This is a genomic window from Nocardioides sp., from assembly GCF_030655615.1.
In the GTDB taxonomy this organism is placed as follows: domain Bacteria; phylum Actinomycetota; class Actinomycetes; order Propionibacteriales; family Nocardioidaceae; genus Nocardioides.
Genome location: NZ_JAURVJ010000041.1, coordinates 1 through 23,257, shown reverse-complemented (window position 1 = coordinate 23,257; position 23,257 = coordinate 1). Strand labels below are relative to the sequence as shown.

At 71.8% G+C, this 23,257-nt stretch carries 22 protein-coding genes and 1 pseudogene; 15 read left to right on the top strand and 8 right to left on the bottom strand.

All coding sequences use genetic code 11. The annotated features are described in order from the left end of the window. Positions 1-310 (top strand): annotated as a pseudogene (locus Q7T52_RS03600) (hypothetical protein); the annotation flags it as partial. Between the two features lie 4 nt (positions 311-314). On the opposite strand, the gene Q7T52_RS03595 reads toward Q7T52_RS03600, so the two are convergent. Both Q7T52_RS03595 and Q7T52_RS03590 read right to left on the bottom strand, forming a co-directional pair. After that, positions 315-992 (bottom strand): response regulator transcription factor, encoded by a 678-nt coding sequence (locus tag Q7T52_RS03595; protein ID WP_304799476.1) that lies wholly within the window; start codon positions 990-992, stop codon positions 315-317. Continuing rightward, complete coding sequence (locus Q7T52_RS03590) at positions 989-2,173, bottom strand: cell wall metabolism sensor histidine kinase WalK (RefSeq protein ID WP_304799474.1); 1,185 nt, start codon at positions 2,171-2,173, stop codon at positions 989-991. The genes Q7T52_RS03595 and Q7T52_RS03590 overlap by 4 nt, the downstream gene beginning before the upstream one ends. 121 nt (positions 2,174-2,294) lie before the next feature. Here Q7T52_RS03590 and phoU point away from each other — a divergent pair, with 121 nt between their 5' ends. Continuing rightward, the gene (gene phoU, locus Q7T52_RS03585) at positions 2,295-2,954 is read left to right on the top strand and encodes a phosphate signaling complex protein PhoU (protein ID WP_304799472.1); all 660 of its coding nucleotides are present in this window, start codon (positions 2,295-2,297) and stop codon (positions 2,952-2,954) included. A gap of 254 nt (positions 2,955-3,208) precedes the next feature. Continuing rightward, positions 3,209-4,135, top strand: coding sequence for an endonuclease domain-containing protein (locus Q7T52_RS03580; protein WP_304799470.1), 927 nt, complete (start codon positions 3,209-3,211; stop codon positions 4,133-4,135). Between the two features lie 376 nt (positions 4,136-4,511). Here Q7T52_RS03580 and Q7T52_RS03575 read toward each other — a convergent pair whose 3' ends face one another. From Q7T52_RS03575 to Q7T52_RS03565, 3 genes are all read right to left on the bottom strand, one after another. Further along, entirely contained in the window at positions 4,512-5,255 is a 744-nt protein-coding gene (locus Q7T52_RS03575) for a phosphoglyceromutase (protein WP_304799469.1), read from the bottom strand. Next, complete coding sequence (locus tag Q7T52_RS03570; RefSeq protein WP_304799467.1) at positions 5,252-5,980, bottom strand: hypothetical protein; 729 nt, start codon at positions 5,978-5,980, stop codon at positions 5,252-5,254. Before Q7T52_RS03570 ends, Q7T52_RS03575 begins: the two co-directional genes overlap by 4 nt. 103 nt (positions 5,981-6,083) lie before the next feature. Then, a complete protein-coding gene (locus Q7T52_RS03565) occupies positions 6,084-7,031 on the bottom strand; it encodes a UbiA family prenyltransferase (protein WP_304799465.1) in 948 nt (315 codons plus the stop codon). Between the two features lie 187 nt (positions 7,032-7,218). On the opposite strand from Q7T52_RS03565, the gene Q7T52_RS03560 reads away from it, so the two are divergent. Together Q7T52_RS03560 and Q7T52_RS03555 are read left to right on the top strand one after the other, a co-directional pair. Beyond that, complete coding sequence (locus tag Q7T52_RS03560) at positions 7,219-7,704, top strand: CarD family transcriptional regulator (protein WP_304799463.1); 486 nt, start codon at positions 7,219-7,221, stop codon at positions 7,702-7,704. 98 nt (positions 7,705-7,802) lie between these two features. Beyond that, positions 7,803-8,366, top strand: coding sequence for a 2-C-methyl-D-erythritol 4-phosphate cytidylyltransferase (locus tag Q7T52_RS03555; protein WP_304799461.1), 564 nt, complete (start codon positions 7,803-7,805; stop codon positions 8,364-8,366). Here Q7T52_RS03555 and Q7T52_RS03550 read toward each other — a convergent pair. Next, positions 8,319-9,008: a 2-C-methyl-D-erythritol 4-phosphate cytidylyltransferase gene (locus Q7T52_RS03550; RefSeq protein WP_304799459.1), complete on the bottom strand. Its 690-nt coding sequence runs from the start codon at positions 9,006-9,008 to the stop codon at positions 8,319-8,321. The genes Q7T52_RS03555 and Q7T52_RS03550 overlap by 48 nt on opposite strands. A 94-nt stretch (positions 9,009-9,102) precedes the next feature. Here Q7T52_RS03550 and nirD point away from each other — a divergent pair, with 94 nt between their 5' ends. Next, positions 9,103-9,465, top strand: coding sequence for a nitrite reductase small subunit NirD (gene nirD, locus Q7T52_RS03545; RefSeq protein ID WP_304799458.1), 363 nt, complete (start codon positions 9,103-9,105; stop codon positions 9,463-9,465). Positions 9,466-9,527: 62 nt separating this feature from the next. Here the strand turns inward: nirD and ispF are convergent, their stop codons facing one another. Further along, positions 9,528-10,046 (bottom strand): 2-C-methyl-D-erythritol 2,4-cyclodiphosphate synthase, encoded by a 519-nt coding sequence (gene ispF / locus Q7T52_RS03540; protein ID WP_304799456.1) that lies wholly within the window; start codon positions 10,044-10,046, stop codon positions 9,528-9,530. 46 nt (positions 10,047-10,092) lie between these two features. On the opposite strand from ispF, the gene Q7T52_RS03535 reads away from it, so the two are divergent. After that, positions 10,093-11,613, top strand: coding sequence for a molybdopterin-dependent oxidoreductase (locus tag Q7T52_RS03535; protein WP_304799454.1), 1,521 nt, complete (start codon positions 10,093-10,095; stop codon positions 11,611-11,613). Further along, positions 11,610-12,356: an SDR family NAD(P)-dependent oxidoreductase gene (locus Q7T52_RS03530; RefSeq protein ID WP_304799452.1), complete on the top strand. Its 747-nt coding sequence runs from the start codon at positions 11,610-11,612 to the stop codon at positions 12,354-12,356. Before Q7T52_RS03535 ends, Q7T52_RS03530 begins: the two co-directional genes overlap by 4 nt. A gap of 82 nt (positions 12,357-12,438) precedes the next feature. Here Q7T52_RS03530 and Q7T52_RS03525 read toward each other — a convergent pair whose 3' ends face one another. Then, on the bottom strand, positions 12,439-13,644 hold the full coding sequence (locus Q7T52_RS03525; protein ID WP_304799450.1) for a C39 family peptidase: 1,206 nt from the start codon (positions 13,642-13,644) through the stop codon (positions 12,439-12,441). A 181-nt stretch (positions 13,645-13,825) separates the two neighbouring features. On the opposite strand from Q7T52_RS03525, the gene cysS reads away from it, so the two are divergent. The 7 genes from cysS to Q7T52_RS03490 all read left to right on the top strand — a co-directional run. Next, a complete protein-coding gene (gene cysS, locus Q7T52_RS03520; protein ID WP_304799449.1) occupies positions 13,826-15,226 on the top strand; it encodes a cysteine--tRNA ligase in 1,401 nt (466 codons plus the stop codon). Beyond that, positions 15,227-16,180: a 23S rRNA (guanosine(2251)-2'-O)-methyltransferase RlmB gene (gene rlmB / locus Q7T52_RS03515; protein WP_304799447.1), complete on the top strand. Its 954-nt coding sequence runs from the start codon at positions 15,227-15,229 to the stop codon at positions 16,178-16,180. A gap of 554 nt (positions 16,181-16,734) precedes the next feature. Continuing rightward, a complete protein-coding gene (locus Q7T52_RS03510) occupies positions 16,735-18,192 on the top strand; it encodes an ABC transporter substrate-binding protein (RefSeq protein WP_304799445.1) in 1,458 nt (485 codons plus the stop codon). 7 nt (positions 18,193-18,199) lie between these two features. After that, a complete protein-coding gene (locus tag Q7T52_RS03505) occupies positions 18,200-20,278 on the top strand; it encodes an ABC transporter permease (RefSeq protein ID WP_304799443.1) in 2,079 nt (692 codons plus the stop codon). Next, the gene (locus Q7T52_RS03500; RefSeq protein ID WP_304799441.1) at positions 20,259-21,011 is read left to right on the top strand and encodes an ABC transporter ATP-binding protein; all 753 of its coding nucleotides are present in this window, start codon (positions 20,259-20,261) and stop codon (positions 21,009-21,011) included. Before Q7T52_RS03505 ends, Q7T52_RS03500 begins: the two co-directional genes overlap by 20 nt. Beyond that, positions 21,008-21,715, top strand: a complete 708-nt coding sequence (locus Q7T52_RS03495) for an ABC transporter ATP-binding protein (protein ID WP_304799439.1) — start codon at positions 21,008-21,010, stop codon at positions 21,713-21,715. Before Q7T52_RS03500 ends, Q7T52_RS03495 begins: the two co-directional genes overlap by 4 nt. Next, positions 21,712-23,257, top strand: a 1,546-nt coding sequence (locus Q7T52_RS03490) for a choice-of-anchor P family protein (protein ID WP_304799437.1), incomplete at its 3' end; no start/stop codon positions are given. The genes Q7T52_RS03495 and Q7T52_RS03490, both read left to right, overlap by 4 nt.

The following is a 23,257-nucleotide window of genomic DNA, read 5'->3' as shown; positions in this document are numbered from 1 at the left end:
GGCCGCGGTCCCGGCCGGCGCGCTGGTGCCGTCGCCGCTGGGCCCGGTCGAGCCGGAGGTCGTCGCCGAGATCCGGGCCCTCGAGGCGGTGGCGCACGGCTGGGACCTCGGGGTCGCGCTGGGCCGACCGCTGGGCCGCGCGGCGTCGTACGACGTCGACCTCGAGCCGCTCGTCGGGGCGACCGACCGGCTGCGGGCCGGGCTCGAGGTCACCCGGCCGGGCAACACGGCGTACGGCACGGCGATCGAGGTCGCCGACGACGCGCCGACGCTCGACCGGCTGCTGGCGCGGCTCGGTCGTCGGGTCTAGGAGCTCACAGGTCGAGCTTGTAGCCGAGGCCGCGGACGGTGACGAGGTACTTGGGCTCGCCCGGGTCGGGCTCGAGCTTGGCGCGCAGGCGCTTGACGTGGACGTCGAGAGTCTTGGTGTCGCCGACGTAGTCGGAGCCCCAGACGCGGTCGATGAGCTGGCCGCGGGTGAGGACCCGGCCGGGGTTGCGCAGGAACATCTCGAGGAGCTCGAACTCCTTGAGCGGCAGCCGCTGCTCGTGGCCGTCGACGGTGACGACGTGGCGCTCGACGTCCATGCGGACCGGGCCAGCCTCGAGGGTGTCGGGCAGCAGGTCGGGGTCCTGGCCGCGGCGCAGGACCGCCCGGATGCGGGCGACGAGCTCGCGCGGGGAGTAGGGCTTGGTGACGTAGTCGTCGGCGCCGAGCTCGAGCCCGACGACCTTGTCGACCTCGTCGTCCTTGGCGCTGACCATGATCACGGGGACGTTGGAGGTCTGGCGGATGGTGCGGCAGACCTCGGTGCCGGGCAGGCCGGGAAGCATCAGGTCGAGCAGCACGATGTCGGCGCCGTTGCGGTCGAACTCGGTGAGGGCGGAGTTGCCGTCGGCCGCGATGGCGACCTCGAAGCCCTCCTTGCGCAGCATGTAGGCGAGTGCCTCGCTGTAGCTCTCTTCGTCCTCGACGACGAGTACGCGGGTCATGTTCGGTCCTTCAGGGTGGGGGCGGACGCCGACTGCGCCTCGCCTGAGTCAGCGATGGACGCGTGCGCCTCGGCACGCGGGAGGGTGAGCGTGAACGTCGACCCCTGGCCCTCGACGGACCACACGGTCACCTCGCCGCCGTGGGTGGCGGCGACGTGCTTGACGATCGAGAGGCCCAGACCGGTGCCGCCGGTAGAGCGGTGGCGCGCCGGGTCGACGCGGTAGAAGCGCTCGAAGATCCGGTCGATCTCGACCCGGGGGATGCCGATCCCCTGGTCGACGACGCTGATGGCGACGAACGCGTCCTCGACGCGGCTGGTGACCAGCACGGTCGAGTCGGGCTCGGAGTAGTGGACGGCGTTGGCGACGAGGTTGGCGACGGCCGTGGTGACCTGCTCCTCGTTGCCGAGGACCTTGAGTCCGCGCTCGCCGCCGGAGACGACCGAGATGCCCTTGGCCGCGGCGTCGATCGCGCTGGTGTCGACGGCCAGGCCGATGACCTCGTCGAGCGACATCGGCAGCGGCGAGTCGAGCGGCTCGTCGCCCTGCAGGCGGGAGAGCTCGATGACCTGCTGCACGAGCACGGTCAGCCGGTCGCTCTCGAGGAGCATCCGGTCGGAGAACCGCCGGACCGCCTCGGGGTCGTCGGACGCCTCGTGCACGGCCTCGGCGAGCAGCCGGATGGCGCCCACCGGGGTCTTGAGCTCGTGGCTGACGTTGGCGACGAAGTCGCGTCGTACGGACTCGACCCGGCGCTCGCGGGTGCGGTCCTCGACCAGCGCGAGCACGAGCCGCGAGCCCAGGGGAGCGACGCGGACCGTGACGTGCCGGGCGGGTGCCTGCTCGCGCGGCATCACCAGCTCGGTCTCGCGGATCTGGCCGTCGCGGCGCACCTCGCAGACCAGCGACGCCAGCTCCGGCGTCACCAGCGACGTGCCGCGGACGAGACCCATGGCGTAGGCCGGTGCCGAGGCCTTGAGCACGACGTCGGAGTCGTCGACGATGACCGCGCTGCTGCGCAGGACCGACAGCACGGCCGCGACGGCGGGCGGCACGGCCTGGTCGTCGCTGCCGACGGGCTCGTGCTGCTGCCGGTCGCTGATGTGCCACGCCAGGACGGCGCCTCCGGCGACGACGGCGCCGATCACCGCGGCGAGGAACGCCTGGGTCGTCGGATCCACGTGTTGATCGTACGGCGGTGGGTGCCGTCCGTTTGCCGGCGTGCGTTGTGACTTCCCTCTGTTCATCCGCCGTTCACCGGATGCGCCCGGACCGGTCCGCGACCCCACCTACGGTTGCGACATGCGCGATCAGTTCCACGACCAGCTCCAGTCCGTCTTCGACGACCTCGCCGCCATCTGCCGCCAGGTCGAGGTGGCCGTCGGCCGCGCGACCAAGGCCCTGATGAACGGCGACGTCGTCACCGCCGAGGAGGTGATCAGCGCCGACATCGACATCGACCGCGCCCGCGAGCGCGTCGAGGACGCAGCCTTCGAGCTGCTGTCGCTCCAGGCGCCGGTCGCCGGTGACCTGCGCACCGTCGTCGCCGCGCTGCGGATGGTCAGCGAGCTCGAGCGGATGGGCGACCTCTCCGTCCACGTCGCCAAGATCGCCCGCCTCCGCGTGCCCGAGATCGCCGTCCCCGACGCCGCCCGCCCGACGATGTCGCGGATGGCCGCCGTCGCCGAGGACATGGTCCGCCGCGTCGCCGACATCATCACCTCCCGCGACGTCGAGGCCGCGATCATCCTCGGCCGTGACGACGAGGAGATGGACCAGCTGCGCCGCAACAGCTTCGCCGAGCTGCTCGCCGACGACTGGGCCCACGGCGTCGAGGCCGCTGTCGACATCGCGCTGCTCGGTCGCTACTACGAGCGCATCGCCGACCACGCCGTGTCGGTCGCCAACCGGGTGGTCTTCGTGGTCACGGGTGAGAGCCCGCACGCGGTGTCGGGCAACTGAGTTCGACCTAGGTCGCGGGTCCGGGTCCGCGGACTGGCGCGGCCCCGGTCACCAACTCGAGCGATCGCACGAGTTGGTCGGGGCCCTGACCGTCACCCAACTCGAGCGATCGCACGAGTTGGGCGCGTTTCGGGTCTGATCGAACGACCAACTCGTGCGATCGAACGAGTTGGGGACCAGGCGTCCCGGGCTGCTTGTCGGGGCCTGTGGATGACCGCAGCGGGCTTCGCCGAACGAGGGCATGGTGTCCCGCTATGAGCGAGGAATCCACCCCCGACAAGGTCGACCTCGATCGACCGTTCACCCGAGCGACCCTCAAGGCCGTCGGCCTCGACGCCAGCATGCTGCGCCCCCCGGAGTACGTCCGGGTGCTTCCGTGGGTGTGGTCCCGGAAGGCGACCGTCAACGCCCTCACCCTCATCCGGGCAGCGCTCCTGATCCACCCGTCCGCGGCCTACGCCAGCTTCGTGTCGGCGGCCATCGTGTTGGGGCTGCCGGTTCCTGACCCGCCGTTCGTGCACGTGACCGTGACCAAGCACAAGGACCGCAGGTTCAGGCCGCAGATCAAAGCCCACGTGACCGACCGGAAGCAACCCGTCATCGAGGTCGACGGCATCCGGACGACCGATCCGGTCGCCACCTTCATCGACTGCGCCGGACTGCTTGGGCTCGTCGACCTCGTCGTCCTCGGCGACGCCCTCGTGAAGAAGTACCGCATCGAGCCTGCAGCGCTTGTCGCGGCGTGCCAGAAGAGCACCGACTACTACGCCAACCTCGCACTCATCGCGGCCTGCTTCGTCCGCAAGGGCGTCGACTCGCCCATGGAGACGAGGCTGCGGATGCTCATCGTGCTCGCGGGGCTCCCCGAGCCGGTCGTCAACTACAAGATCTACAACGACGACGGCACCTGGCGACGGCGGTTCGACCTCTGTTATCCCGGCATCAAGCTCATCGTCGAGTACGACGGCCTCCACCACGCCGAGCCCGACAACAGGGAGAAGGACCTCGAGCGCCGCGAGGAGTTCGACGACGAGGGATACCGCATCATCGTCGTCACCGCCCGTGGCATCTACCGGACCCCGGAGAAGACGCTGCAGCGCGTACGCCGGCAGCTCGTCGAGCGCGGGATGTCCGACGTGCCGGAGATCGACGACCGTTGGCAGGAGTACTTCGGCGCCTGACGGTCTCGCGGCACCAACTCGTGCGATCGCACGAGTTGGGCATTGGTCGGCACCGGTTCGGCCCGTCAACTCGTGCGATCGAACGGGTTGGGCGTCGGTCGGCAAGGTCGCGGCACCAACTCGTGCGATCGCACGGGTTGAGCGTCATTCGGCACTGGTTCGGCCGTCAACTCGTGCGATCGAACGAGTTCGGTGCGGGTCAGCCCAGGTCGCGTCACCAACTCGTGCGATCGCACGAGTTGAGCACCGCATCAACACCGCCACGCCCGTCAACTCGTGCGATCGAACGAGTTGAGCACCGAATCAGCACCGCCACGGCCGTCAACTCGTGCGATCGAACGAGTTGGTACCCCAGCCCGACCCGGGACGAACGAGCTCAGCGACCCTGGTTCGCCACAGCAGCTGCGGCCGCGGCAGCGGCCTCGGGGTCGAGGTAGCGACCACCCGGCGTGACCGGGACGAGGTCGTCGTCGAGCTCGTAGAGCAGGGGCATGCCCGTGGGGATATTGAGCTGGCTGATGTCGTCGTCGCTGATGCCGTCGAGGTGCTTGACGATGGCGCGGAGGCTGTTGCCGTGGGCGGCGACGAGGACGGTGTGGCCGGCGCGGAGGTCGGCGACGACGTCGGACTCCCAGTAGGGGAGCAGCCGGACGATGACGTCCTTGAGGCACTCGCTGCGGGGGAGCTCGTCGCCGAGGTCGGCGTACTGCGGGAGGCCGGCCTGGGAGTACTCCGACGAGTCGTCGAGCGGGGGCGGGGGGACGTCGAAGGAGCGGCGCCACAGCATGAACTGATCCTCGCCGAACTCGGCGAGGGTCTCCTTCTTGTCCTTGCCCTGCAGGGCGCCGTAGTGGCGCTCGTTGAGGCGCCACGAGCGGCGGACGGGGATCCAGTGCCGGTCGCAGGCGTTGAGGGAGAGGTGGGCGGTGGTGATCGCCCGGCGCTGCAGCGAGGTGTGGACGACGTCGGGGAGCAAGCCGGCCTCGGCCAGCAGGCGGCCGCCTCGCACGGCCTCGGCACGGCCCGTGTCGGTGAGGTCGACGTCGACCCAGCCGGTGAACAGGTTGAGGGCGTTCCACTCGCTCTCGCCGTGGCGGAGGAGGATCAGCGTGGCGGTCATTCGGCCGGCTCCGAGGCCTCGGTGTCGGCCTCCTGGCCGGCACCCTCCTCGCCGGGCTCGCCGTGCTCGACCGGGGACGCCGGCTCGCACGAGTACTTGCCGGGCTCGCCGTCGGCCTCGGACTCGGCGTCCTCGGAGGTGCTCTCGAGCTCGTTGGTGGCCTCGGACGCGGCCTCGGACGCGGCCTCCTCGGGCGCCTCGGTGCCGGTGCCGGGGTCGAGCTGCGGCTCGGGGAGGGTCAGCTCGGTCAGCTTGTCGAGGGAGTACTGCCGGCACGGCGTCACGACGTTGACGTTGACCGTCGTGGTCTGGCCGGTGTCGAAGGTCAGCGTGACGGGCACGAAGTCACCCGCGCCGAACTCGCCCGCGACGTCGATGCCGCCGGTCTGGAACAGGCTCTCGCGACCGCCCGCCGCGATCTCGACGGGCTGCGTGTCGGCGCCCTGCGTGACCTGGTCGGTCTGCTCGAGGCCCTGCAGCGAGGCGGGCTCGTCGAGGTCGTTATTGACCAGCGTGGCGACGAACAGCCCGAGGTTGTCCTGGCCCGCGATGATCACCGCGCCGAGCACGTCGACCGACCCCTCGCGGTCGTTGGCGCCGTTGCTGATCGTGTTGACCCGGTCGGTCGCATAGTCGAAGCCACAGCCGCCGAGCAGCGGGGTGGCGACCAGCGCCCCCGCGGCGAGGAGAGTCAGACGGCGGGACCGGAGGGGCCGCATCAGCATGAAGAGACCTTCGCAGGGAACGGGACGGGCACGAGCGTGCCCCAGCCTAGTGGTGGCCCGGCACACCCCGACCACTGGAGCATGCCCCCAGTGTCGCCGCGCGTCACTGGCGCAGCCCGATCGTCCCGCCGACGACCACGATCGCCGCCAGCACGAGGCCGGTGTAGGTTGCCGACACCAGCAGCAGCCGCGACGCACCCAACCGCCGCCCGAGCGCCAGGGGCAGGTAGGTCCACTTGTCGGCGTCGTCGGCCACCAGGCCCCAGATCGCGCGGAGGAAGTGCACCCCCACCCCGAGCAGGGCGAACAGCACGACCATCGCGACCTCGGGCGGGTCGCCGTCGGCGCCACCGCCCCAGCCGCCGAAGGAGAGGTACGCCGCGAACAGGGCGTACTGCCCCGCCCACGACAGGAAAGAGAACCGGCCGCGTCGCAGCGCGACGTTGCCCAGCAGCCCCACCGCGAGCGAGGCCAGGAAGTAGGTACCGGCGGTCACCCCGGTCGAGATCGACAGCGGGATGACCAGCAGCACCGCCACGACCAGCGCGAACCACGCGCTCCCCGGGTCGAGCCGGCCGTCGGCCACCGGCTTGCGGGGCGTGCGGTGGCGGGCGTCGGTCTCGCGGTCGACGATGTCGTTGTGCCAGCCCAGGATCGCCTGGCCGACCAGGCCCGTCGCGGCGACCACGGCGGCCTCGCGCAGCGGCCGGTCGGAGGCCAGTGCGGCGACGCCGAGCCCCGCCCCCGTGACCAGCGCCTGGCGCGGGTGGGCCGCCTGCAGCAGCAGCACCGGGGTGGCGTCGGCGACCGACAGCCGCAGCCGCGACGTACGGCGGGCCGGCGGCTCGGTCGCGAGTACGTCGGCCTCGTCGGCGACCGGCTCGACCTCGGGCTCGACCCCGACCACGGTGTCGTCCGCCACCACGTCCGGGTCGCCGACGGACTCGTCGGCCGGGTCGTGGACCAGCTCGTCGACCGGCCCCTCGACCGGCCCGTCGACCGGTCCCTCGACGGCAGGGTCGCGCCGCTTCCAGCGCTGCAGCTTCGCCATGTCGAGCAGTATCGACCACCCGCCCCGCGAAGGGCTCGCGCCACCCCCGAGAAGCCCTCGCCACCACACGTTGGGGCTTCTGTCAAGATGTTCCAAGAGCCCGCTCAGGCCTCTGACCTGCACAAACGCCGCCTGAGAGCTCCCTGAGGCGTGCTAGGATGGAAGCCTAGGAAGGGGTTCATCACATATGACTTTCACCGTCGGCGAAACGGTCGTCTATCCCAATCACGGGGCCGCCATCATCGAGGACATCGAGATGCGCACGATCAAGGGAGAGGACCGCGAGTACCTCGTACTCCGGATCGTCGCCCAGCAAGACCTGGTCGTCCGCGTGCCTGCCTGCAACCTCGACCTCGTGGGTGTCCGCGACGTCGTCGACAAGGAGGGCCTCGACCGTGTGTTCGACGTCCTCCGTGCCGAGCACGTCGAGGAGCCGACCAACTGGTCGCGCCGCTACAAGGCCAACCTCGAGAAGCTCCACTCCGGCGACGTCATGAAGGTGTCCGAGGTCGTCCGTGACCTGTGGCGCCGCGAGCGTGACCGTGGCCTGTCCGCCGGCGAGAAGCGGATGCTGGCCAAGGCGCGCCAGATCCTCGTCTCCGAGCTGGCCCTGGCCGAGCACACCAACGAGGACAAGGCCGAGACCATCCTCGACGAGGTCCTCGCGTCCTGAGCTCCACCTGAACCACCGATCCACCCAGCCTCACTCGACAGCCCCGGCCACCGGCCGGGGCTGTCGTGCGTCCGTGGTGGGCGCTACGTTCAGCGCTGATGGACGACTTCTGGGACGACGAGCCCGCCGGTGCCCTCGGCACCGTGCTCACCGACGACCGCGGCTCGCTGCCGTTCCTGCTCGTCCACGGCGAGGCGCTCGCTGCCGCGGCGGCCTGGGCGCTCGGCGAGGCCGGCGTGACCATCGTCGACCAGACCGTCCCGTGGAGTGCGCTGGTCGAGGCGGCCGAGCCCTTCGTCCTCCACGACAGCCTCTGCCCGCTCACCCCGCCCGACTTCATCGCGGCCTGCGTCGAGCGGAGCGCGGCCACGGGGGCCGTCGTGGTCGGCGTACGACCGGTCACCGACACCGTCAAGCAGGTCGCCGGCGGCTACGTCGGCGCGACGGTCGACCGCGAGACCCTGCTCCTCGTCTGCTCGCCGGTCGTGCTCCCGGGCGCGGTGGTCGCCACGCTCGACGCGCTGCCCACCCACGACCTGACCGAGCTCGTGGCCGCCCTGCGCGCGTCCCACGAGGTCGTCACCGTCGAGGCGCCCCCGACCGCGGCCCGTGTCTCAGGGCCCGACGACGTGCGGCTCCTGGAGAGCCTCCGCGACGGCTAGGTCGCCGGGCCAGGTCACCTTGAGGTTGAGCACGCTGCTCGGCACGGCCGCGATCCGTACGTCGGGCGCGTAGCGCTCCAGGCAGGCCGCCGTGTCGGTCCCCGAGAACCCGCCCGCCTCCGCCGCGGCGTACGCCGCCAGCAACGGCTCGGCGGCGAAGGCCTGCGGCGTCTGCACGGCGCCCAGCCCCGCGACGACGCCGCCGGGTCCCAGCAGCGTCGGTGCCGCCACGACCGGGATCGCGCCGCCGTGCTCGCGGGCCGCCGCCAGCACCGCCTCGAACAGCGCCGGCGACGCCAGGGGCCGCGCGCCGTCGTGGATCGCGACCACGTCGACCGCGCCGGAACGGATGTCGTCGCGGAGCACCCGCAGGGCCGCCCACTCCGAGTCGTGGCGCGTCACGCCCCCGGCGACCAGGGCGACCTCGGCCGCCCCGAGGTGCGGGCCGAGCGCCGCGGCCACCGCCTCCTGCTCGCCGTCGCGCACGACGACGACCACCCGTACGACGTCAGGGACGGCCAGCGCGGTCAGCACGGAGCGGGCGAGGAGGGGAACGCCGCCGAGCGGCAGCAGGACCTTGTTGACCTCGGCGCCGACCCGGGTCCCGGCCCCGGCGGCGAGGACGACGACGGCGGCGGGCACCCGGCGAGTCTGCCAGCCGGCTCCGCCGGATCATTTTCATGGCTGTAACACAGTGAAACGTGGGCGTGCCGAGCGCCGATCTACGTTCCCTGACATGACGCCGCGCTCGCCCTCCCGCGAGGAGTGGCACCCCGTGTGCAAGATGGCCGACCTCGAGGTCGAGCGTGGGGTGGCGGCGCTGGTCCACGGGCAGTCGGTGGCGATCTTCCGCGCGGCCGACGACACCGTCTACGCCCTCGGCAACCACGACCCGTTCGCCAAGGCCTCGATGATCGCCCGCGGCATCGTCGGGGTCCGCCACGGCGTCCCGTTCGTCGCCTCGCCGGCCCACAAGCACGCCTTCGACCTGCGCACCGGACGCTGCCTCGAGGACGCCCACGTCACCGTGCCGGCGTACGCCGTCAAGGTCGTCGACGGCGTCGTCCTCGTCGGCCAGCGCAAGGCCCAGGCCGCCTGAAGCCGAGATGGTCCCCCACCAACGGGATTCTGGAGTCGTTCAAGAATCCCGTTCGTTGGGGACTACCGCGGCGGCGCAGCAGGTACCGGGACGATCAGGGCGGTCGCGATGGCGGCGGCCCCCTCACCGCGGCCGGTGAGGCCGAGGCCGTCGGTGGTCGTCGCGCTGACGGTGACGGGTGCGCCGGCGGCGGCGGAGAGCACGGCCTCGGCCTCGGCGCGGCGCGGGCCGAGGCGGGGGCGCTCGGCGATGACCTGGACGGCGACGTTGCTGACGGCGTAGCCCGCGGCCGTCACCCGCCGTACGGTCTCGGCCAGCAGCGAGACGCCCGAGGCGCCGGCCCACTCGGGCTCGGCGGTGCCGAAGTTGGAGCCCAGGTCGCCCAGCCCGGCGGCCGAGAGCAGCGCGTCGCAGGCCGCGTGCGCGGCGACGTCGGCGTCGGAGTGGCCCGCGAGCCCCTGCGCCTCGTCGGGGAACGAGAGCCCCGCCAGGTGCATCGGCACCCCGTCGGCGTAGCGGTGCACGTCGACGCCGATCCCGGTCCGCGGCAGGGGGTACGGCGGGCGTAAGGGGTCCGTCATGTCCGCGGAAGTCACTCGGCGATCATGCCTGAGGGAGAATGGCGGCATGAAGAGGTCCGCGGTCGGGTGGTGGTTCGCCGGCGTGCTCGCCGGGTTCACCGGCTTGGCCGTCAACTACGCGCTCACCGAGTGGTTCAACCAGCCCGGCGCCGTCATCGCCGTCGCCGACTTCGTCCGCGACCACTCGCCGGCCGGCATCGTCAACTGGGCCCGGGAGAACTCCGGCAAGAAGATCACGGTCCCCGCGATCCTGCTGATCCTCGTCCTCGTCTTCGCGCTCATCGGCCGGCTGGCGCGCGACCGCTGGTGGGTCGCGGTCGCCGGCTACGGCGCCGTGGGGGTCCTCGGCGGCGCCGCCGTGCTCACGACCAACGGCGCGACGGTCGCCCGGCTCGTGCCGGTCGCGGTCGGGTACGTCGCCATGGTCGGCGCGCTCTCCCTGCTCGGCGAGCGGCTCGGCCGCCTGCAGGCGCTCGACGACCAGCAGGTGTTCGGCGAGCTCTGGCGCGGCCGCCGGCGGGACTTCCTCGTCGTGGTCGGTGCCGTGTTCGGTGTCGCGGGCATCTCCGGCATCGCGGGACGGGTCCTCGGCGGCGACGTCCGCAAGCAGAAGGAGGAGCAGAAGAGCCTCCGTCTCCCGGTCACCGCACCGGTCGTGCCCTCCGGAGTCCGTGTCGACGTCGACGGCGTCCAGCCCTGGATGACGCCGGCCGACGAGTTCTACCTGATCGACACCGCGTTCTCGCGGCCCGTCGTCCTGGCCGAGGACTGGTCGCTGCGCATTCACGGGATGGTCGACCGCGAGATCGTCATCGACTACAACGACCTCATCGCCCGCGACGGCGTGGAGGCCTGGATCACGCTCAACTGCGTCTCCAACGAGGTCGGTGGCGACCTCATCGGCAACGCCTGGTGGAGCGGCACGCTGCTCGCGCCCCTCCTGCGGGAGGCCGGCATCCAGGACGGCGCCGACGCGGTGCTGCAGACCTCCGACGACGGCTGGACCTGCGGCACCCCGCTCACCGAGATCATGGACGGCCGCCAGGCGATGCTCGCCGTCGCGATGAACGGCGAGCCGCTGCCCCGCGACCACGGCTACCCCGTGCGCACCATCATCCCGGGGCTCTACGGCTACGTCTCCGGCACCAAGTGGGTCGTCGACATGGAGGTCACGACCTTCGACCAGATCGACGCCTACTGGACTCAGCGCGGCTGGGGCGAGCTCGGGCCGGTCAAGATCGCGTCCAAGGTCGAGGTCCCCAGCAGCGGCGACGAGGTGTCGGCGGGCGAGGTCGTCGTCGCCGGCACCGCCTGGATCCAGCACACCGGCATCTCCGCGGTCGACATCCAGGTCGACGGCGGTCCCTGGACCTCCACCGACCTCGGCCGCGCCGCCAGCACCGACACCTGGGTGCAGTGGAAGGCGACCGTCGAGCTCGAGGCCGGCGACCACACCGTCACCGTGCGGGCCACCGACGCCCAGGGCAACGTGCAGACCAGCGTGCGGGCCGACGTGCTCCCCGACGGTGCGACCGGGTGGCACTCGGTCGACTTCACCGCGACGTGACCCGCGACGTGACGGCCGACTTCGCCGACCGCGACGGCGTCGCGCTGGTCGTCGGCGGCAACGGCGGGCTCGGCGCCCCGATCGCCGCGATGCTCGCCGCCCGGGGCTCCCAGGTCGCGGTGACCTACCGCCGCGAGGCACCCGCCGACGGGGCGGCGTACCGGCTCGACCTCGGCGACCTCGCCTCGGTCCCCGCCGTGCTCGACCGGGTCGCCGCCGAGGGCGGCGGGATCCACACCCTCGTCCACGCGGCCGGCCCGCACGTCCCGATGGTGCACCTCTCGCGCGTCCCGCCGGGCCAGATGGCCGAGCAGCTGGCGGCCGACGCGGCGGCGTTCTTCGCCGTGGTGCACGCCGCGCTGCCCCACCTGCGCGCCGCACGGGGCTCCGTCGTCGCGGTGACGACGGCCGCGACCGCGCGCTACCCCGTGCGCGACGGGCTGTCCTCGGCGCCCAAGGCCGCCGTCGAGGCGATGGTGCGCGCGCTCGCCGCGGAGGAGGGCCGGTTCGGCGTACGCCTCAACGCCGTCGGTCCCGGCATGCTCACCGACGGCATGGCCGAGCGGCTGATCGGCTCCGGCGACCTGTCCGACGCCGACCTCGAGATCACCCGCGGCCACATCCCGCTGCGGCGCTTCGGCTCGGCCGCCGACGTCGCCGAGGCCGTCTGCTTCCTGGCCTCCGACCGGGCCGGGTTCGTCAGCGGCCAGAAGCTCGACGTCGACGGCGGCTACGGCGTCTGAGCCGATGGTCTCGACGCGCTGACGCGGCTTCGTTCCTCACCCGCGTCGCTTGCTCGACCTGCGCCCGTGTCCGACAGCGGCCTCACCAGTTGCCGGGAGACCGCTTCGGCAGCGGGTGGGCGGCGTCGCGGATCACGTAGACGAGGCCACCCGAGCGCGGCAGCCAGGCCCGCTCGAACTGGCCGCGGTCGTAGGTGCGGCGCACACCGGCGCGGGTGCTCGCCGCCGGGTCGTTGACCACGACGTCGCCGTCGTCGGTGAACCCGGCGATGACCAGCAGGTGGCCGGCGGTCGAGCTGATCGGGGCGCCGTCGAGCTCGCCGGAGCCGAACGTCACCGACGCCACCAGCGGGATGCCGGCCTTGATGAACCGCTCGGCCTCGCGCAGGTCGCGGAGCCGGGTGACGAAGGCCTTGCCGGCCAGCGGGGCGGCGTAGGCCGTGTTGAACGGCCAGTTGCCGGTGCCGTCGTAGTCGTGGTCGTAGGTCATCCGCGCGGCGTAGTCGACCCACGGGTCGGTGTGGCCCGACGGCACCCAGTTGTACGACGCCGCGCGGGGCAGCTTCTCGTAGTAGCCGAGCACCATCGAGGTCGAGGTCGGCGAGCACCAGGCCTCACCGCCGTTGCCCCACTGCGGGAAGTGACCCCGGTGGACCATCTGCGAGTAGCGGGGGACGTCGAGCACCACGCCCCTCGCCACCCCGGGCGCCGAGGTGGCCGGCGCCGTGGTCGGCAGCGAGGAGGCGACCGCGCCGACGGTGTCGAACGAGGGCCTCACGGTGGTACCGGCGCGGCGGCCCAGGACGACCCGGACCTGCCACGAGGTCAGCCCGGCGGCGGCCTTCCAGGTGTCGACGTCGACGCTGGCGAGGTCGTCGGCCTGGCCGGAGTCGGTGGTGCGCTTGGTGTAGGTGTCCCACAGGGCCCAGCGGCCCATGAGGTCCCAGGACGAGAGCGTGCCGGCGGCGTTGCGGCCGCGCACCCGCACCTCGACGAAGCTGTCGGCGGGCGTGACGGCCGACCACGACGGCACGAGCTGGGTGAACGCGAAGCCGGGGGAGACCCAGCCCGACTCCCACTTGGCCGTCTCGTAGGTCGTCCGGCCGACCTTGCGCCGTGCGGCCGAGGTCGTGAACGCGGCCCGGCCGTTGGCCACGGTGACGCCGTAGGAGCGGCCCGCGGCGAGCTCGGCCGTCGAGTCCCACTGGTGGTAGTCGATCCGGCGGGCCTGCGCCGCCACGGGGGTCGCCGTCGTCGCGACGTCCGTCTCCGCCGTACCGGTGGTCACCGCGGCAACGTAACAGGACACGAGGACAGCACTGAGGGACAGTCGAGCGAGGGGGAGGCGCACTGTCCGACGGTACGTCACATCTGCCCCATCCGTCACAGGATCGACGCCGACCCGTCGTAGATCTACGACGGGTCAGCGCAAATGGGCCAGCGGGAGCCGCGATCTCTAGACTTGGTCGGTGACCTTCCGGCTCTACGACACCGCGACGCGCGAGGTGCGCGACTTCCGACCCCTCGAGGAGGGGAAGGCGGGCGTCTACGTCTGCGGTCTCACGGTGCAGTCGGAGCCCCACGTCGGCCACGTCCGGTCGGCGGTCAACTTCGACGTGCTGCGGCGCTGGCTGACCCACCAGGGCTACCAGGTCAGCTTCATCCGCAACGTCACCGACATCGACGACAAGATCCTGGCCAAGGCCGCCGAGCAGGGACGACCGTGGTTCAACCTGGCCTACGAGATGCACGGCAAGCTCACCGAGGCGCTCGCGAGCATCAACGTGCTCCCGCCGACCTACGAGCCCGGCGCGACCGGCCACGTGCCCGAGATGCTCGAGCTCATCGACACCCTCGTCACCCGCGGCCACGCCTACGCCGCCGAGGACGGGTCGGGCGACGTCTACTTCGACGTGCGCTCGTGGCCGTCCTACGGCGAGCTCACCGGGCAGAAGGTCGACGACATGGAGGCGGCCGAGGACGCCGACCCGCGCGGCAAGCGCGACCCGCGCGACTTCGCCCTGTGGAAGGGGTGGAAGAAGGAGTCCGAGCCCGACACCGCCGCCTGGCCCTCGCCCTACGGTCCCGGCCGCCCCGGCTGGCACATCGAGTGCTCGGCGATGGCCGGCAAGTACCTCGGCCCGGCCTTCGACATCCACGGCGGCGGCGTCGACCTGCGCTTCCCCCACCACGAGAACGAGCAGGCCCAGTCCCGCGCGGCCGGGCACCCGTTCGCGTCGTACTGGATGCACAACGCCTGGATCACCACGGCCGGCGAAAAGATGAGCAAGTCGCTCGGCAACGCGCTGCAGGTGCCCAAGGTGCTCGAGCGCGTGCGCGGCATCGAGCTGCGCTTCTACATGGTCAGCGCCCACTACCGCTCCCACGTCGAGTTCAGCTTCGAGGCGCTCGACGAGGCCGCCGTCGGCTTCCGGCGCATCGAGACGTTCCTCGACAAGGCCGGGCCCGGTGAGGCCGGCGAGGTGCCCGACGCGTTCGCCGCCGCGATGGACGACGACCTCGGCACCCCCGCCGCCGTCGCGGTCCTCTTCGACACCGTGCGCGAGGCCAACCGCTCCGACGCCCCTGCGGCCCTGGCCCACTTCGCCCCCCAGGTGCGCGCGATGCTCGGCGTGCTCGGCCTCGACCCGGCCGACCCCGCCTGGGGCACGACGGGCAGCGACGACGCCGCCCTCACCGCCGCCGTCGACGCCCTCGTCGCCGGCCTGCTCGAGCAGCGCGCCGAGGCGCGCGCCGCTAAGGACTTCGCCCGCGCGGACACGATCCGCGACCAGATCAAGGAAGCCGGCATCGAGGTCGAAGACACGCCCGCCGGCCCACGATGGACACTCAGCAACGGAGCCAGGTAGATGCCAGGGAACAGTCAACGCAAGGGGTCGGTCCGCAAGACCTCCAAGAAGCCGACCGCCGGGTCCGGCGGCCGCGTCAAGCGTGGCCTCGAGGGCCGCGGGCCCACGCCTCCGGCCAAGGAGCGCGAGTACCACAAGGCGCACAAGGTCGACCAGGCCAAGAAGCGCTCGGCGTCCAAGGGCGGTCCGCGCCGCAAGGGCACCGACGCCGAGTGGATCGCCGGGCGCAACTCGGTCGTCGAGGCGCTCCGCGAGGGAGTCCCGATCACGGGGCTCTACGTCGCCGAGGGCGCCGACCGCGACAGCCGCCTGCGTGAGGCGTTCCGCCTCGCCCAGGACAAGGGCATCGCGCTGATGGAGATCAGCAAGGGCGAGCTCGACCGGCTCACCGACCGCGCCGTCCACCAGGGCCTCGCCGCCCGCATCCCGCCCTACGAGTACGCCCACCCCGAGGACCTGCTCGACCTGGCCGACCAGAACGCCGAGAAGCCGCTCATCGTCGTCCTCGACCAGATCACCGACCCGCGCAACCTCGGGGCGATCATCCGCAGCGCCGCCGGGTTCGGTGCTCACGGCGTGGTCATCCCCGAGCGCCGCGCTGCTGGCATGACCGCGTCGGCCTGGAAGACCAGCGCCGGCGCCGCCGCACGCCTGCCCGTCGCCCAGACGGTCAACCTGGTCCGCCAGCTCAAGGCCTACCAGGACGAGGGTTGTCGCGTCGTCGGCCTGGCCGCCGACGGCGACCTCACCCTCAACGAGCTCGTCGCCGACACCGAGCTGAGCCGCGGCCCGCTGGTCGTCGTCGTCGGCGCCGAGGGCGACGGCCTGTCCCGCCTCGTCTCCGAGACCTGCGACCACCTGGTCTCGATCCCGATGGCCAACACGCTCGAGTCGCTCAATGCCGGCGTCGCCGCCTCGGTCTGCCTGTACGCCGTCAGCCAGGCTCGCGCTTGACCTGATCGTCCACCGCCCCAACTCGTGCGATCGCACGAGTTGGGTGGTGGGTTCGGCCTGCCTCGGCCCCAACTCGTTCGATCGCTCGAGTTGAGTGGCGGATCGGGCATCCCCGGGCATCCCCGGGCATCCCCGGGCACCAACTCGTTCGATCGCTCGAGTTGGGTGGCCGATCCAGCCTGACCCGGGTCTAACTCGTGCGATCGCACGAGTTGAGCGGCAGATCGGGCATCGTCGGGCACCAACTCGTTCGATCGCTCGAGTTGGGTGGCCAATCCAGCCCGACCCGGGCACCAACTCGTGCGATCGCACGAGTTGGCCGGGCCGACCCGACCCGGTGAGCAGCCCGCAGACGCATCTGACACCACCCGTCCGGGTCGTGCTCGGGAATCGAGCAATTCTTTCCGGTGACGCGCGTCACCTTCCGGCCGAGGCCTCGTTGCACAACTAGTACACGTTCTAGTTTTGCCCAGGCAACGCCCCCCGGAGGTTCTGTGTTCTCGCTCCGTAGTGCCCGCCCGGCCACCCGGCCGACCCACCGACCGCGCGCCCAGGTGGCTGCTGTCGGTGTCCTCGTGCTGGCCCTGGCTGCGTGTGGCTCCAACCTCGATCCGAAGGACGTGGCCGCCACCAACGGCGGCAGCGGTGGCGCCGCCGACGCCGGCGGCGCGGCAGCAGGTGGAGCCGACGCCGGCAACGGGGGCGACACCGCCGCCGGCGCCGACCCCGGTACGACGGGCGGTGACGCCGGGAGCGGCGGGGCGACCGGAGGCGACACCGGCGCCGGCGGCGCCGGCACCGGAAGCACCGGCGGTGACGCCCCGGCCGGTGACGCGCCGACCGAGCCCGCGGTCCAGGCGCCCAGCGGCGCGAGCTGTGAGGGCCTGAAGAACCAGACCGGCATCACCGACAAAGAGATCGTCATCGGCAACTCCAGCGACATCACCGGCCCCGTGCCCGGCCTGTTCGCGACGGCGCAGGACGCGACGACCGCGTTCACGGCGTACTTCAACGCCTCCGTCCCCGACGGCATCTGCGGTCGCAAGCTCAAGCTCATCAACTACGACAGCCGCACCGACGCGAGCGGCGACCAGGAGCAGTACACGAAGGCGTGCAAGGAGGTCTTCGCCATGGTCGGGTCGGTCTCGGCCTTCGACTCCGGCGGCGCCAAGACCGCCCAGAGCTGCGGCCTGCCCGACCTGCGAGGCGGTGCGGTGACCCAGGTGCGCAACGACTGCACCACCTGCTTCGGCGTCCAGGCGGTCAACACGAGCAAGTTCGAGAACGCCGTCCCCGACTTCGTCGTCAAGACGGTCGGCGCGGCCGGAGCCAAGAAGGCCGCGTTCTTCTACACCAACCAGGGCGCCGCGGCCGAGAACGCCCAGGCCCAGGTGCGCGCGATGAAGAAGCGCGGCCTCGACTTCCCGATCGTGCAGGGCATCGCGGCCGACGAGTTCAACTACGCGTCCTACGTCTCGGCGCTCAAGGAGAAGAAGATCGAGGTCGTCTTCTTCACCACCGCCTACAACTTCTCGGTCCGGATGCGTCAGGCGATGCAGCAGCAGGGCTACACGCCCAAGCTCTATCTCCGCGACCCCACCGACTACAACCCCGCGTTCGTCGAGCAGGGCGGCAGTGCGGTCGACGGCACGACGATCTACACCAACTTCGCGCCGTTCGAGGAGAACAACAAGGAGATCGGCCTCTACAAGTCCTGGCTCGGACAGGTGAAGCCCGGCACTCCGCCGCTCTTCTTCGGCGTCTTCGCGTGGTCGTCGGCCCGGCTCTTCGTCGAGCTCGCCGCCCAGCTCGGCGGCAAGCTGACTCGCGAGTCGCTGGTCGCCGAGGTCCGCAAGGTCGACAACTGGACCGCCAACGACATGCACGCGCCCCAGCCGGTCGGCTCCAAGGGCACCGGCGAGTGCTGGCGGTTCATCACGCTGTCCGGCGGCACGTGGAAGCCGTCCGGCGGCTCGAAGTACTCCTGCACCGGCCTGACCGCGACGAGCTGAGGGCACCGTGGACACGTTCATCGCCTTCCTCATCCCGGGCCTCTTCACCGGGGCGGCCTACGCCATCGCGGCGAGCGGCCTGGTCCTCACCTACACCACGACGCGCGTCTTCAACATCGCTCACGGTGCCTTCGGCATGGTGCTCTCGTTCGTCTTCTGGGACCTCACGATCCGCCAGGGCCTCAACGTCGTGCTGTCGCTGTTCCTGGTGCTGTTCGTCATCGCGCCGCTGATCGGCTTCATCATGCAGCGCCTCATCACCCGCGGCCTCGGCAACGCCCCCGTCGGGGTGTCGCTCGTCGTCACGGTCGGCATGTTCGTCGGCCTGATCGGCTTCGCCCAGCAGTACTGGCCCGAGGACCGCATCGAGCCCGAGGCCCCGCGCTTCGTCCCGCCGTTCTGGCTGACCTTCGCCGACGGGGACGGCGTCCCCGGCTGGCAGGTCGCCGGTACGTCGATCACCGGGCTGCAGCTGATCACCATCCTGTCCTCGATCGTCGTCGCCGTCGGGCTCTACCTGCTGCTCAACAAGACCCGCATCGGTACGGCGATGCGCGCGTCGGTCGACAACCCCGAGCTGCTCCGCCTCTTCGGTGGCAAGCCCGACAACGCGGCCGCCCTCGCCTGGATGATCGGCATGTCCCTGGCCGCGCTGACCGGGATCCTGCTGGTCTCGGTCGTCGGCCTCGACTACTTCGGGCTCACCCTCCTCGTGGTCAACGCCTACGCCGCCGCGATGGTCGGGCGGCTCAAGAGCCTGCCGATGACCTTCGCCGGCGCCATGGGCATCGGCGTCTTCGAGTCGCTGGCCATCGGCTACTCGACCGACAGCCCGCTGCTCTCCACCGTCCGCCCGGCCATCGTGCCGATCTTCCTGTTCGCCGTCATCGTGCTGGCGCCCCAGGCCCAGCTGCGGATCGGCCAGGTCAAGGGCATGGTGTCCGCGCCGGTCCCGTCGATCCCGCGCATGGGCATCGCCGGCGCCGCCACGCTGCTCGTCGCCGCGCTCTTCGTCACGACGGCCAGCGACGTCCGGCTGCTGCAGCTCGGCACCGCGGCGACGTACGCGATCGTGATGCTGTCCCTCGTCCTGCTCACCGGCTACGGCGGCCACGTCTCGCTGGCCCAGCTGTCGTTCGCCGGCGTCGGCGCGCTCACCTACGCCAAGCTCGACGAGCCCAACCTCTCCGGCCTGGTGATGGCCACCCTCGTCGCCGCCGGCGTCGGCGCGCTGGTCGCGCTGCCGGTGCTGCGGCTCACCGGCCTCTACCTCGCCCTCGCGACCCTCGCCTTCGCCGTGATCATGGAGAAGGTCGTCTTCAAGAGCCCCGACCTCGGCTTCGGCTCGGGCGGCGCGGTCGAGGTCGAGCGGCTGTCGATCCTCGGTTACCGGTTCGAGTCCACCGGGGCCTACGTCTTCCTGATGGTCGCCTTCATGGTGGCGATCGGGATGGGCGTGCTCGTCGTACGCCGCGGCGTGGTCGGCCGGATGCTCATCGCCATGCGCGACAGCCCCGCCGCCTGCGGGACGCTCGGGCTCGACATGCGCTGGTTCCGGGTCGGCCTGTTCGCCTCATCGGCCGGCATCGCCGGCCTGGCCGGGGCGCTCGTCGCCGGCCTGCGCCGCCTCACCGGGGAGGCCGACTTCATCTTCTTCAACAGCCTCCCGCTGCTGCTGCTCGCGGTCGTCTTCGGGATCACCTCGGTCACCGGCGCCGTCCTCGGCGGCGTCGGCCTGATGCTGCTGCCCGTGCTGCAGGCCGAGACCGTCAACGTCCTCGGCAGCGACGTCAAGCTCGGCGGGCTGATGTTCATGGTCATCGGCATCGGTGCGGTCCTCGCCGCGCGCGACCCCAACGGCCTGTCCAACTACCTGTTCCGGTTCGGGCGGTTCCTCGAACGACGGCTGAGAGCCCGGATCGTGGCCGGGCTGCCCCAGCTCACCACGCCCGACGGCCTGGCCGCCGACGGCCTGACCGACGGCAGGACTGACGGCGGGGCCGACGAGACCGCCGTCCACGAACCCGCGCCGACCGGCGTGCCGCTCGGAAAGGTGGTGAGCGACGGTGCCCCTGCTCGAGGTTGACGACGTCGTCGTCCAGTTCGGTGGTGTGACCGCGGTCAACCACGCGTCGTTCGAGGCCGAGGCGGGACGGATCACCGGCCTGATCGGCCCCAACGGTGCCGGCAAGACCACCTGCTTCAACGTGATCAGCGGCCTGCAGCGCCCGACCAAGGGGGCGGTGCGCTTCAACGGCCGGACGGTCACCCGCACCCCCGTCCACCGGCGCTCCCGCCAGGGCATGGGCCGCACGTTCCAGCGCCTCGAGGCCTTCGGGTCGCTGAGCGTGCGCGACAACGTGCGGGTCGCGCTCGACATCCACCGCGGGTTCCGGGGGATCATCAAGCCGTCGGCCTCCGACATCGACGGGCTCCTCGAGCGCGTCGGCATCCGGTCCTACGCCGACGACCGCGCCGACGCGATCCCCACCGGCACGGCGCGGCTGCTCGAGCTGGCGCGCTGCCTGGCCGGGGCACCCAAGCTGCTGCTGCTCGACGAGCCGTCCTCGGGCCTCGACGAGACCGAGACCGACGACTTCGGCGACCTCCTCGAGGACCTCGCCGCCGAGGGGATGGGCATCCTCATGGTCGAGCACGACATGGACCTGGTGATGAACGTCTGCGACACGATCCGGGTGCTCGACTTCGGCGAGGTGATCGCCGTCGGTGACCCGTCGATGATCCGCAGCGATCCGAAGGTGCAGAAGGCCTACCTCGGCTACTCCGACGTCGACGTCGACAAGGAGCCGGTGGCATGAGCGTCCCGATCCTCGAGGTCTGCGACCTCACCGCCGCCTACGGCCGCATCGAGGTGCTCCGCGGCGTCAACCTGTCGGTCCCCAAGGGCGCCGTGATGGCGCTGCTCGGCCCCAACGGCGCCGGCAAGTCCACGCTCGTGCAGTGCATCGCCGGCCAGAAGGAGCACACCGGCGGCGACATCCACCTCGCCGGCGTCAACGTCCACCGGGCCGCCCCCGAGGACCTCGCGCGGATCGGGCTGTGCACCGTGCCCGAGGGGCGCTCGGTGTTCCCCAACCTGACCGTCGAGGAGAACCTCCAGCTGATGTCCTACGCCGGCGTCCCGGCGGCCGCCGTCCTCGAGACGGCGTTCTCCTACTTCCCGCGGCTGCTCGAGCGGCGCAAGCAGCTCGCCGGCACGATGTCGGGCGGCGAGCAGCAGATGCTGGCGATGTCGCGGGCGCTGGCCTCCGACCCGGCGCTGCTCCTGCTCGACGAGCTCTCCATGGGGCTGGCGCCGCTGATCGTCGAGGAGCTCTACGACACCGTCGCGCAGATCGCCGAGTCCGGCGTGTCGATCCTCTGCATCGAGCAGTTCGCCCGCACCGCGCTCCGGGTCTCCGACTACGCAGCCGTCATGTCCGGAGGCCGCATCGTGGCCTCCGGTGAACCCGCCGAGGTCCTCGAGACCATGTCCGACGTCATCCTGGGAGGGGCCGCATGAACGGCCACCACGACCACAGCCACAGGCACCGCCACAGCCACGGCCGGTTGCCCGCCGCCCCACGCTCCGGACGTGCTGGTCGCTCGCTGGCCGCCGACCGGCTCGCGGGGCGGCGTACGGCGCTCAAGCGGGTCGCGGGTGGGTTCGCGGCCCTCGCGGTCGTCGGCGCCACCCTCTCGCTCGCCGCCTCGCCCGGCGTGGCCGTCGGTGGCCCGGCCGACGGGAAGGGCAAGCCGAAGGCGCCGGCGTTCTCCGGCTACGCCAGCAACGGCTCGGCGAGCCCGCTCAAGATCGAGATCTACGAGCCGACGATCCCGCTCCCGTCGGTCCCGCAGGCCGAGGTGTCGGTGGGCTTCAGCAGCGTCCAGGCCGACTCGGCCAGCAGCAAGGCGCGGGCCTCCTACCTCTGGCCCGGCGCCTCGATCGGCGAGGGCTTCAAGACCATCACCGACATGCTCGGGCTGCCCCCGCAGATCGGCGAGCAGGGCTATCCCGTCCAGGTCAACGCGGGCTTCCCCAGCGGACCCGAGGCCGAGGCCGACGAGCCCGTGCCCGGAATGATCCAGCGCGCCGAGGCCGGTGACGACACCGCCCGGGCCGACAACGGCGTCTCGACCGACTCCCGGACCAAGGACGACGACGAGACCGGTGGCTCCGACGGCCCGCTCCCCGGCCTGCCCGGGCTGCCGGGCCTGCCCGCGCTCCCCGGCCTGCCGTCGCTCGACGACGCACTGCCGGGGGTCGCGGCCCTGACCGGCTCCGACGCCGGGACCACCGCCAGGACCACCGCCGGGACCACCGCCGGGACCAACGCCAAGGCCCCCGCCGCCGCGCCGGCCCTGCCCGACCCGCTGGCCGCGCTGGTCGACATCGGCGGGTTCTCCTCGACCGCCCGTACCGACAACGGCACCGACGCCTTCGCCCAGGCCCGCTCGAGCGCCAACGACATCTCGATCCTGGGCGGCCTCGCGACCATCGAGAGCGTGAAGACGGTCGCCAACGCCAGCAGCGACGGCAAGAAGGGGACGGGCAAGGGGGTCGCGACCTACGGCGACCTGGTCGTGGCCGGTCAGCGCTTCACGTTCGGCTCCGACGGCTACCAGGCCGCCGGCACCGCCCTGCCGATCCCCGGGCTCCCGGCCCAGGGCGCCGCGCTGCTCGAGCAGCTCGGCATCACGATCAGCGTGCCCCAGCCGGTCTACGAGGTCGACGGCGACGCAGCCTCCACGACGATGCAGGGCCTGGTCATCGACTTCGACCTGACCACGCTGAAGAAGAAGGACGGCGGGCTCAGCAACCAGCTCCTCACCGTGCTCGGGATGCTCCCCGAGCAGGCCGCGCCGCTGACCGGCCCGCTGCAGGCCGCGGTCCTCGCCTCGCCGCGGATCGTCTTCTACGTCGGTACGTCGTTCGCGGGCGTCGACACCTCCCAGGCGATCGAGCCGCCCCCGGCGCCGACCGAGGAGCCGACCGAGGGGGCGACCCAGCAGGGCGGCGGTGGTGCGGCCGCCGGCTCCGGCGGCGCCCCGTCGGCCCCGACCG